Genomic DNA, 11,796 nt, shown 5'->3' on the forward strand with positions numbered 1-11,796 from the left:
GGATTCAAAAGGCGAGTTCAACTCGATAATCCGAGAGGGGGGAATTCCATAAGGGAAATTTTAAGTCTAAATCCCCGAATCGGTATTCGAAAAATCAGCCATTCGAACGAGAATATCGAGCGGCAATACCGCCGTTTCTTATGGCCCTCGACCGGCCCTGCACCGATCATCGAGCCCCCAAACCTTCGGAAAGAGAGCGCTTGGAACGAAGCGAAATCGCTCGCCCGATCTCGCTCCCGGGGGTGAATGATAGCCGCCGGATCGCTTCGCCCCCATCTCGATCTCCTCGAGTCCCGTCTTCGGATTCGTCGGGGATCTCGATATCGACGAGCAGGTCGAAGACGAGCCTCTCGCCCGACCTGCGATCCGGCCATTCGATCAAGCAAAGGGTCGACGAGGCGATGAGGTCTCGGATCCCGATATATTCGAGTTCGTCGGGATCCGTCATTCGATAGAGATCCAAATGCCACACCGAGCCGATACGAGTCTCATAAGGCTCGGCGAGGGTATAGGTCGGGCTCCGCACGCTGCCCGCAACGCCCAACGCCCGCAAGAGCGAGCGAACCAATGTGGTTTTGCCTACCCCCAGCGACCCTCGAAGGCCGATGAAGATCGCTTGCCTGCAAGACGCCGCCGACCCTCCTTCGGATCCACCCCTTTTGGATTCACCCGTGGATTCACCCGCCTCGGATGCTACGGCCTCGGCCAGCGCTTCGCCCGCTTCGGCGGTGGCCTGCTCGTTCGCAAGTTCGAATACCGGGTTCGTCGATTGAGGATCCGATGATCGACGACGATGCGGATCGACGATGCGGATCATCGATATCTTGCCGCTGGACGTCTAGCCGCTGGACTTCTAGCCGCCGGACGTCTCGCCGATCGATATCTCGGCGATGGATGTCTTGTCGATAAAAGGGGATGTCCGACCGATAAGAGGGTTCGACATCCGCACTCGAAGAATCGCCGCGTCATAGTCTATCCACCAACTGCCGCAGAGGATGAAGGAGGTCGCCTGCGATGAGTCCTCGCCGCCCTTCGGAAGCCGCTCGATCTCCGGCGGCGGCATGCAAGCAGGCGGCGGTGGAGGCGGCTTCGAATCCGCAAAGACCTTGGGCGAGCAAGGCGGCGACGACGCCGGTGAGCACATCGCCCATGCCGGCGACGGCCATCCCCGGATTGCCTCCCTCGCAGATACGAATCGTCTCGCCCTTCGCCGCCACCAAGGTGCCGACACCCTTGAGCAACCAGACCCCGCCTCGTTCTCGAACGAGAGCGCACACCGCAGCGAAGCGATCGGCCTCGACATCCGCCGTCGATATTCCCGACAGCCTTGCAGCCTCTTTCGGATGCGGGGTATGAACGATGGTTTCGGATTTTCGCATACTCTCTTCGATGCTCTTGTCCTGCGCTACCAGATTGAGGGCGTCGGCGTCCACTACCAGCGCCCGACCCGATCTCGAAACCCGCTCGAGCAGGCAATGCCCCCAATCGCCGACACCCAAGCCCGGACCGATCGCGATCACCTGCGCTCGTTCGATCATCGGCTGCAACTCGTCAGGCGATTCGACTCCTTTGACCATCAGTTCGGGAAAGGCGGCGACCAGCGCCGGGGCGTGCTCGGATCGAGTGGCCAACGTGACCAAACCGGCTCCGCAGCGCAAGGCGGCGGCACCAGCCAGCCGCCCCGCCCCGGCCATGCCGATATCGCCGCCGACGATCAGGACATGCCCGAAATCCCCCTTGTGGGCGTGAAGCGGACGAGGGGGAAGCACCCCGACGCAATCCTCGAAGCGATGACGGTAGGCCGAGGGCACCACCGGCGCCGACGGCGAATCGGCTCGAAGGCCGAGATCCCGATGAACGATCTCGCCGGACAATTCACGGCCTTCGCAAGTGAAAAGCCCCTGCTTGGGGACGACCAGGGAGAGGGTGAGCGTCGCCTTGACCGCCTCGCCTCGTCCTTGCTCATCGCGCAATACCCGACCTCGGTCGGCATCGAGGCCGGATGGGATATCGACGGACAGAACCGGGGCGGGAGAATCGTTGATCGCCCTGACCGCCTTCGCCGCCGCTCCCGTCAACGCCCTGGCAAGGCCGGTGCCGAAAAGGGTATCGACGACGAGATCGATATCCTCGGCAAGGATCGATGAATCATCCCCTTCCCTTTGCCTCTTATCCGCCGCCTTCGATAGCCTGCGGATCCGGACCCTCGGATAGGCCGGGCAAGCCTTCAATCGCTCCCACGCCATCGCCGCCGCCCCGGCCAAGGACTTAGGAGCGCAAAGCATCGACAAGGAAAGATCGAAGCCGGACTCGGCGGCGAGGCGGGCGATCACGAAACCGTCTCCGCCGTTATTGCCAGGTCCTGCGAAAACGGCCAAGCGGCGGGGCTGCGCTATGCGCTCTTTCAATACAACGAAGGCTTCCTTGCCCGCCCGCTCCATCAGATCGATCGCCGGGATGCCGGCTTTTTCGATCGCCAAGCGATCCAAGGCTCTGGCATCCGATACCCGATAAAGGGCCCTCGGCAAGGATTTAGAGCGAGCGGACAAGGCGGAGTCGATCAATGCCGAACGCTTCGCTCGATCGCAAGATCCGGTGCGCCATCCGGTGCGCCACCCGATCCGCCACCCGGTGCACCATCGAGCGATGGCGTCTCTTTCGAAGGGCTCGGTCGGTATCGGCTCACCCTTGCCGCCGCTTCGGGATCAAGACAAGTACCAAGAAAAGTGCGAAGCATCAATCATCGCTCCTCGATTCATCCGATGATGGGGATTCACCCAAGGATGAGCCCTCGCCCGGCGGGGAATCGACCACCAGAAAATGCTCTCGGTAAAAACGCAGTTCGGCGATCGAATCGTGAATGTCTTGCATCGCGCGATGGCGGGATTCCTTGACCACGCTTTGAAAGCGGCTCGGAGCCCAGCGCGAGCACAGCTCCTTGACGGTGCTGACATCGAGATGACGATAGTGAAAAAAAGCCTCCAAACGAGGCATATAACGGATCAGGAAACGGCGATCGAGACAGATGCTGTTGCCGCACATCGGCGAGACCTTAGGCGGGAGGTATTTTTGCAAGAAGGCGAGGGTGCGCTCCTCGGCCTGTCCCAAGTCGCAAGTGCTGGCGAGAACGCGATCGATCAAACCGGATTGGCCGTGCTGCTTGGTATTCCATTCATCCATCTTGTCGAGAAGCGCCTTCGGCTGGCGGATCACGATCGAGGGTCCTTCCACCGCCTCGTCGAGGGATTCATCGGTAACGACGGTGGCGATTTCGATGATATTTTCCCGCTCGGGATCGAGTCCGGTCATTTCCAGATCGATCCAAACGAGATTTTTCGGGCTTTGATTCATTGATTGAAATCCGTCGGGGATGGTTTTTCCGGCGCTTTTTTTCAGCGGCGGGAGAGGTCGATATCGGTGAGCGCCGAGCCTGCGACCTTCGTGCTATCAAGCGCTTGCGAGGGCGATCTACGCCCCGCAAAGGTCGGGGTCGGGGGCGGGGGCAAGGACGAGGATGGCGAGGTATCGGTATCGCTATCGCTATCGATACCGGTGTCGATATCGGCGAGGGGGAAGCAGGCGTCGCCGCCGACGCGATATCCTCGATCCTCTCGTTGCCCCTGGTGCAAGGTTTCGCATCGTCGATTCGCATTGCGGTCATTGTCATCGCCCGAGATACGACTCTCGTCTCGATGCGGCGGGTCGGTGAATACCGAGACCCCGCTCCACTCCTTGCGATCGCATCGGATGCGTCGATCGACCAGATCGGCGACCATCGGCGAGCGATCGATCCCCATCCAACGTCTTTGCAAGCGATCCGCCGCCACGAGGGTCGTGGCGCAGCCGCAGAATGGATCGAGCACCATATCGCCGGGATCGCTCGAAGCGGCAACGATGCGCTCGAGCAGAGCCAAGGGCTTTTGCGAGGGATAGCCGGTTCGCTCCTTCGACATATTGTTGAGCGCCGGGATCTCCCAAACATCCGTCGCCCCCTTGGGCTTGCCTTTCATTTTGTGCGATGTCGAGGGCACGAAGGGTTTGTTGAAGGTCGAAGGGCTCGAAGCGCCCTTGGTATAGAAAAGGATCGCATCGTGCTTTTTGGAATATCTCTTGCGCGAGGAACCGCCCAAGCCGTAGCACCATACGATCTCGTTTTGAAAGCCTCTTTTTTGAAACAAGGCATCCAGGATCAACTTGAGATAGTGCGAAACCCCGGGGTCGCAATGCAGGTAAAGGCTGCCGCCGTCTTTCAATATCCGATGCATTTCCCAAAGGCGCACGGCCATGAACGAAAGATAACTGCGCATCGAGGCGCCTTGCACCTCGTTCGCCAGATCGATCACTTTGGAGGCCTGCAAGTTTCGATCCGCCAGCGCTCGGTATTCGTCGGCATCGAAGTCATCGGCGGTCCAAATATCCCGAAAGCCCGCTCCTTGGGCCATCGTCCCTGGCGCCGCCCGGTAGATCCGATTCGAGTTGAAGGGCGGATCGAGGTAGATGAGATCCACCGAGCGCTCGTCGAAACCTCGCATGATGCGAAGGCAATCCCCGATCCAGATCGTTCCGCTCGAAAAATCGGCGCTCACGCCTTAGGCTCTCGCTTCATCGATCGCAGATTCGCATAAGCGATTTTCTCGCTTGAGCGCATCGCTTGCGCGCGCTGCACACACGCTCATACATCCACATCGCGGCGAGCGGTGATCGCCCGTGCAAGCGTGCCCCCGTCGACGAATTCCAGCTCTCCGCCCATCGGCACTCCTTGGGCGATACGGGTGGCGCGGATCCCCCGCTCGCGCACCATCTCCGCCAGATAATGCGCGGTGGCCTCCCCCTCGACCGTCGAAGAGGTCGCCAGCACCACCTCGTCGATCCCTTCGCTCTCGATTCGCTTTTGGAAACGATCGAGTCCGAGTTCGGCCGGACCGACCCCGTCGAGGGGAGAAAGATGCCCCATCAGCACGAAAAACATCCCCCGATAACCGGTGACGGATTCGATCGCGGCCATATCCGCCGGAGTCTCGACCACGCACAGAAGCCGAGGATCGCGATCTCTGGCGGTGCACACCGGACAGCGAGGATCTTCGCTGAAGGTCCGACAGGACTCGCAGCGGCCGATCCGCACCATCGCCTCCTCCAACACCTTGGAGAGTTCGCGCGCGGCATCTCGGTTGCGCTCGAGGAGGTGGAAGGCCATACGCTGGGCGGTTTTGGGTCCCACCCCCGGCAAGCAACGCAGCGCATCCACCAGCCGAGCGATCAGCGGGCTTGCGGACATCGTCAGCGCATGCCGGGGAACGTCATTCCCGGCGGCATCATGCCCGCAAAGACATTGCGGGTCTCGCTCTCCACCTTGCGCACCCCGTCGTTGAAGGCGGCGGCGATCAGGTCTTCGATGATTTTCCGGTCATCGCCCATCAAGGTCGGATCGATTCGCACCGAGCGCACGTCATGGCGACCGTTCATGGTGATCTTCACCATCCCGCCCCCGGACTCCCCGACGACTTCGATGGCGGCGATCTTTTCATGCGCTTGCTGGACATTTCCTTGGAGCTTCTTCGCCTGCTCCATCAGCTGTCCCATTGCATTGTCGTTCATCGACGATCTCCTGAAAATACCGAAGGATTCCATCAGTGGCATCGAGCGGTCGCTTTTGCGCAAAGCACCGATGAAGCCCGAAGCCAACGTATCCGAAAGGGTGATTTCCCTTCGTGCAAGCGAAAGGGCGATCTCGAAGGCGAGGGCGATCGGACGCTCGGCCGCCTTCATGGGCATTTTAGGGAATCGGCGAATCGTTGGTCGATGATCGGCTCTTGGGTTCGAACGCCGATATTTGGCGATGGCTCGGCGAATGCCATTGATTCGCGGGCTCGATCCGCTGCTTCGTTCATCGGTTCAATCCGCCAGTTTGATCATCTCCGGGCGTATGCGGGCGTCGAAGGTATCGCAGATCAGCTTCACTCCGGGATCCTCTTGCAGTTTTCGTACCGCCTCGCGTCGGCGCGAATCCTCCTCGCGGGCGCCGCTTTCGGCGGGGGTCTCGATGCCTTTCAACGGTCCCTCTTGCCCCCCTTCGGTCAAGACCACGACCACATCGACCGAACGGCCGAGATGATCGCTCAGCGCAGCGGCCAGAACTTCGAGCGTGGATTCGTTGGCGAGGGCTTTTTTGGCGCTCGGGACCTCCAATTTCACCCGCTTGCCGTTGTCATCGAGCAAAAGACTGTGGATGGCGAGCTGTTGAGCCAAGGCGACGAGCCCTAAACTCTCCACCGTTTCGCGCCATTGTTCGGGTTGGAGCGTGGCTGCGGGCGGGGCACGGTCCGAAGGTGGCGGCACCGGGTCGCCGGACTGCGCTTGCCCGCCGGCATCGGCGACTTTGGCCTCAGGCGCAGGCTGCACCGTCTTTTTCGAAGATGCCTCGATCGAGGCTTTGGAGGGCACCGCCGATCGCACTGCCGATCGCATCGCCGGTTCCGAGGGTCTGGCCACGGCGGGTCGGGGGGGAGCGGCAGCGGTCGGGACCGATTCCGGTTCGAACGCCAGCATGCGGATCACCGTCATCTCGAAACCCAAGCGCGGCTCCGGGGCCAAGGAGAGATCCCGTCGGCCCCGCAACGCGATCTCGTAGAAAAGTTGCACATCCTCCGGTGTCAGCCGGGCGGCGAGGGCGTCGATCGCCTCATCCGATTCGAATTCCTCGTCCTTCGTGCGCGGCAGAACTTGACACACCGCAACCCGGTGCAGGGTATTGACCATCTCCCCCAATACCTCGCGCCAATCGACGGCATCCTCGGCGATAGCCGCCGCGACCGCCATGGTCGCCGGAGCGTCGCCCGCTGCCAACGCACCGATCAGATCGACGATACGGCTGCGATCCACCATTCCGAGCATCGTGCACACTTCGTCTTGCGCCACCTTCCCGCCCCCGTGGGCGATGGCTTGGTCGAGCAGGCTCAGCGCATCTCGCATGCTCCCGTCGGCCGAACGCGCCAAATCGGTCAGCGCGGGCGCCTCGAAGGGGATCGATTCCGCTACGAGGATATTCTCGATATAGGCGGCGATCTCCGCCGCCGGAAGACGTTTGAGGTTGAATTTCAGACAGCGAGAAAGAACGGTGATCGGAAGTTTCTGCGGATCGGTGGTCGCGAGCAGAAACTTGACATGTGGCGGGGGCTCCTCCAAGGTCTTGAGCAGGGCGTTGAAGCTCTTTTCGGAGAACATGTGGACCTCGTCGATGAGGTACACCTTATAGCGACCACGCGTCGGGGCGACATGGACGTTATCCATCAACTCCCGGGTCTCGTCGACCTTCGAGCGCGAGGCGGCATCGACCTCCAGCAGATCGACGAAGCGGCCGCCGTCGATTTCAAGGCAGGCGCTGCACTCGCCGCAGGGTTTCGAACTCACCCCTTGCTCGCAGTTGAGGCATTTGGCGAGGATGCGGGCGAGCGTGGTTTTACCGACCCCTCGGGTGCCGGTGAAGAGAAAGGCGTGATGGATGCGGTCGGTGTCGAGGGCGTTGACCAACGCTCGCACGACATGCCTTTGCCCCGACATCCGTTCGAAATCGCGAGGGCGCCATTTACGGGCCAAAACCTGATAACTCACCTCGGATCTCCTTGATCCTGATCCAACGAATATCGGCGACTCGCCAAGGCTCGATGGGAGAAATTCATCCCCGTCGTCGGCAAAAAATCGGAGCGGCGGATCGAAAAAACGCATCGATGCTTTGTCGATGCTTTTCGAAAAGCCCGAGGCTTCGGTGCATGGACCTCTCGGGATCGGCTGCGGACAATAAGATCCGGCGGGTTGCTCTCGCAGGATCGATAGCGCAGCGATATCGCATTATAACGAGGCGCCCCGGGGGCGAGTGAAAGCCTCTTTGCTTGCGCTTTATTCCCGCCGCCGATCGCTCAGGTTCTATCCTTTTTCTCTCGATGATGCTCGAAGATAGGCGCGATCGAGGTCGAATCGCCCTTCAAAACGAAGAACCGATCTCGACTTCGAATTCCCTCGAACACCGAAGGAGCATCTCCCACATCGCTTGCGCAAGGCTTCGAGGGACGCCGATCCGAAATGCTTGCCGCCCCATCACCATGAGGTGGACATCGATGCCGCCGGCCGAGGTGAAAAGGCTATCCCCGGTGCGCGAAGACTCGATATCGATCGGACAAAGCCCGGCAAGCAGTTCGGGGGCGGCGGATCCGGATAGACGGATCGGGGTGCGAGCGCAGGAAAGATCGACCGTGGAGGCCTTCGAAGGCTCGAGCGCCTTCGATGCTCGATCGATCAACACCGCCGCCGAGATCGCATCGCTCATCACCAGCCATTGTCCGGGGCCGGCCCAAGCGAGGGTGACCTCGCCTTCCGCTGATTCTTGCGCAAGGACCCATCGGCCGGGCCGCAGCGCTGCGGCTTCGACCCCGAAGGACTCGGCAAGCGGATCGATATCCTCGATGCCACCGATCCGCACCACATCGCAAGGAGGCTCGGGGGCGATGATGAGCGAGGGCTCGATGTCGGGCTCGTCAAGCGATGCCACCTGCAAGTCATCACGCCTGCCCGCCGCCAACCGGCCACCGACGATGCAACCCTCCAAGGCGCTCGTTCGCGCGCTTCGTTTCACCGAAACGACCCTCTCATTTGGTTCGGCATCATCTTCGGACTCTCATGTTCGGTTTTCGATGTTCGGTTTTCATTGGCGGGCTTGGGCCTCTTCGGATCATGGGTCGATTGGAACCGCTCGACGATGTTCTCTTTTTCGATTTCGGTTTCGGCTTCATCGATTCAGGCTTTTGCGGCGCCCGTCTCTTCGATGCCGATCGGGAGGGGATCCGAAGAGGCGAGTCACCCCCGGCTTCTCGAATTCTCGGGATCGACGAAGACCGGATCGCAAATCCTTGCTTGAACGAAACGCGACTCGAGCGGCGAGGCGACGCAGATCACCGCTCCGCTCCATTCGTCTCGATCGGGGGGGCGATCCTCGGGCTCGTCGTCGATCAGCGCCAAGGCGATCGGGCGATCGAGGGTGGGGCTGTGGCAGGTGGATGTGACATGCCCGAACATCGGCACCGGAGCGGGCGCGGTCGGATTCCACACCAGTTGCCCGCCCCTGGGGATCGCCTGATCGCTTGTGGAGATCAACCCCACCAATCGCTTTTTCTTGCGCCCGCCCGATCGATTGAATCGTTCGAGCGAACGACGACCGATGAAATCCTCGTTCTTTTCCATCCGATCGAAGCCGAAGTCGGCGGGGATGGTGCGCCCGTCCAGTTCGCTCGCCACCACGTGTCCTTTCTCGATGCGCAGCACCCCCAAGGCCTCGGTACCGTAGGGCTGCACATCGAATTCCGCACCCGCTTCGAGCAAGGCATCCCAAAGCATCGGGGCATGATCCGCCGGGCAATGCACTTCGAAAGACAGCTCGCCGGAAAAACTCATGCGGATGATGCGCACCGGCACTCGGCCCACGCTCGCCTCGATGCAACCCATCATCGGCAGCCTTGCATTCGAGACATCCGTGCCGCCATCGAGCACCTTGCGCAGCAAGGCCCGCGCCTCGGGGCCGGCCACCGTCACCGCTCCCCACTGCTCGCCGACATCGGTGATCCGAACCTTCAAATCCGGCCAGACGGTCTGGGCATAGCGCTCGAGATGGGCAAGGACGGCGGCGGCGTGACCGGTGCTGGTGGTCAAATACCAATCATCCTCGGCGATGCGGGTGACGGTGCCGTCGTCGAAGATGAAACCGTCCTCGCGCAGCATGAAGGCGTAGCGGCAACGCCCGATCGCAAGGTTGGCAATGCGATTGATATAGACCAAGTGGAGGAAGCGACCGGCATCGGGGCCTTGCACCGCGATCTTGCCCAAGGTGGAGACATCGACGATCCCTACCTTGCGGCGCACGGCGAGGGCTTCTCGAGCGATCGCCTGCGCTGCGGATTCGAAGCCGGAGGAGGAGGACTTGCGCCTCGGATAGAACTGCGGCCGCATCCACAATCCGGCGGGGACGAAAACGGCCCCGAGAGCGATATGTCGATCGTGTATCGGCGAGCGGCGGATCGGGGCGATATCGAAGCCGCGGCGCTGCCCGGCGATCACCCCCAACGCGGTGGGCGACAAAGGCGGGCGAAAGGTCGTGATCCCGACATCGGGGATCGATTGCCCGCGCCTCTTGGCCAGCAACGCCAAGGCGTTGACATTGCCGGTCCGACCTTGATCGGTGCCCATCCCCACGGTGGTGTAACGCTTCAAATGCTCGACGGAATCATAGCCCTCCAAGGCCGCAAGCTCGATATCCGCCACCGTCACGTCGTTTTGGAAATCGACGAAGCGCTTGCCCCGCCGGCCTCGGGGCATCGGCACCGCCCAAAGGGGGCGCAAAGGGGCGATCGATTCGGCGGGGATCGACTCGCTCACCTGCGGGCATTCTAGGTCAGGGCTTGAATCGAAACCCGCAGATCGCGCCGCATCGATCCCGGCGGCGATGCCGTCGGCCAGGCACGCTTTCAAACCGAAGCGGCCACGGGCGGAGCCGGCAACGCGCTCGTTGCCGACGCCGCTTTCCGGAACGAAAGCGGCGATCGTCTCATCGAAACGAAGCCGCCCTCCGGACTGCGAAAAAAGATGCACGTTCGGATTCCAACCCCCGGAAACGCAAAGCAGATCGCATTCGATCCGCCGCGCCTCGCTCCCGACCGCAGCGCCGTCCTCGGACAAGGCCCGCACTTCGACCGCGCGCAGATCGGAACCCACCGCTTGGCTCACCGCGCTGCCGCAAATCAGTTCGATGGCTCGATCGCCTCCGCTTTCGGGGTCGTCTTCAAGTCCTCCGCCGAGCAAGGCCAATGCCGCGCGACCCGGGCCTTGCGCCCGCGCATCCACCACCGCGAGAATGCGTACCCCGGTTGCCCGCAAAGGGGGAATGGCCTCGTAGGCGGAATCGTTGTTGGTGAAGATCACCGCTCGTTCCCCCAAGCTCACCGCATATCTGCCCGCGAAGGCCTTGGCGGCACCGGCGAGCATGATCCCGGGACGATCGTTGTTCTCGAAGACCAAGGGACGCTCCACCGCACCGGTGGCCGATACCACCTCCTTGGCCCTTATCCACCAAAGACGCTGACGAAAGGGGGGGCTCGATGCAAGCGCAGGCGGCAAGTGGTCGCCCAAGCGTTCGGCCGCCACCATCATGTTGTCGTCGTAATGGCCGAAGACGCAAGCGCGAGAAAGGATGCGAAGGTTCGAATGCGCGCCCAAGGCTTCGATCGTTCTTTCGGCGAAGGCGGCGGGGTTAAGTCCGTCGACGGTGATCGCTCGGTCGCCGGCGAGCAGATCTCCGCCGGGCTCCGGCGCATCATCGACCAGGATCGTGCGCGCCCCGGACTCGGCCGCCGCTTTGGCGGCCATCAATCCCGCAGGGCCGGCGCCGACCACCAACACATCGCAAAAGGCGTGGCGATGGTCGTAAATATCCGGATCCGCCAAGGTCGGGGATCGCCCCAAGCCCGCCGCCTTGCGGATGAAGTGTTCGTAAAAGCGCCACCACGAGCCCGGCCACATAAAGGTCTTGTAGTAAAAACCTGCGGGCAGCAGGCGCGAGGCAAAATCGGCCAAGACCCCGATATCGAAATCCCTCGATGGCCAGCGATTCTGGCTGTGGGCGACCAAGCCATCGAAGAGTTCGACTTCGGTCGCCTTGTGGTTGGGGGATGCTTGCGCCCCTTGCCCCAATCGCACCAGCGCATTGGGCTCCTCCGCCCCGATCCCGAAAATCCCGCGCGGGCGGTGGTATTTGAA

Annotated in this window: 9 protein-coding genes; all 9 read right to left on the reverse strand. The window is 61.7% G+C overall.

Features of this window, described 5'->3' with window-relative positions; translation table 11 throughout:
* Positions 1 to 166: 166 nt before the first annotated feature.
* The gene (gene tsaE, locus BF99_RS21970) at positions 167 to 817 is read right to left on the reverse strand and encodes a tRNA (adenosine(37)-N6)-threonylcarbamoyltransferase complex ATPase subunit type 1 TsaE (protein ID WP_025770735.1); all 651 of its coding nucleotides are present in this window, start codon (positions 815 to 817) and stop codon (positions 167 to 169) included.
* Positions 818 to 965: 148 nt separating this feature from the next.
* Positions 966 to 2,549 (reverse strand): bifunctional ADP-dependent NAD(P)H-hydrate dehydratase/NAD(P)H-hydrate epimerase, encoded by a 1,584-nt coding sequence (locus tag BF99_RS0109890; RefSeq protein WP_038098002.1) that lies wholly within the window; start codon positions 2,547 to 2,549, stop codon positions 966 to 968.
* 187 nt (positions 2,550 to 2,736) lie between these two features.
* A complete protein-coding gene (orn, locus tag BF99_RS0109900) occupies positions 2,737 to 3,351 on the reverse strand; it encodes an oligoribonuclease (RefSeq protein ID WP_025770737.1) in 615 nt (204 codons plus the stop codon).
* A gap of 41 nt (positions 3,352 to 3,392) precedes the next feature.
* Entirely contained in the window at positions 3,393 to 4,586 is a 1,194-nt protein-coding gene (locus tag BF99_RS20670; protein ID WP_025770738.1) for a DNA-methyltransferase, read from the reverse strand.
* An 86-nt stretch (positions 4,587 to 4,672) separates the two neighbouring features.
* Positions 4,673 to 5,275, reverse strand: coding sequence for a recombination mediator RecR (gene recR, locus BF99_RS0109910; RefSeq protein ID WP_025770739.1), 603 nt, complete (start codon positions 5,273 to 5,275; stop codon positions 4,673 to 4,675).
* Between the two features lie 2 nt (positions 5,276 to 5,277).
* A complete protein-coding gene (locus BF99_RS0109915; protein WP_025770740.1) occupies positions 5,278 to 5,595 on the reverse strand; it encodes a YbaB/EbfC family nucleoid-associated protein in 318 nt (105 codons plus the stop codon).
* Between the two features lie 297 nt (positions 5,596 to 5,892).
* A complete protein-coding gene (gene dnaX / locus BF99_RS0109925; protein WP_025770741.1) occupies positions 5,893 to 7,608 on the reverse strand; it encodes a DNA polymerase III subunit gamma/tau in 1,716 nt (571 codons plus the stop codon).
* Between the two features lie 370 nt (positions 7,609 to 7,978).
* Positions 7,979 to 8,626 carry a sarcosine oxidase subunit gamma gene (locus tag BF99_RS0109930; protein ID WP_025770742.1) on the reverse strand — a complete coding sequence of 216 codons (648 nt, stop codon included), beginning with the start codon at positions 8,624 to 8,626 and terminating at the stop codon, positions 7,979 to 7,981.
* A gap of 221 nt (positions 8,627 to 8,847) precedes the next feature.
* Positions 8,848 to 11,796 (reverse strand): glycine cleavage T C-terminal barrel domain-containing protein (locus tag BF99_RS23945; protein WP_025770744.1); only part of this gene is annotated, 2,949 nt, incomplete at its 5' end.

Source organism: Thioalkalivibrio sp. HK1, assembly GCA_000583135.1.
Classification (GTDB): Bacteria; Pseudomonadota; Gammaproteobacteria; order HK1; family HK1; genus HK1.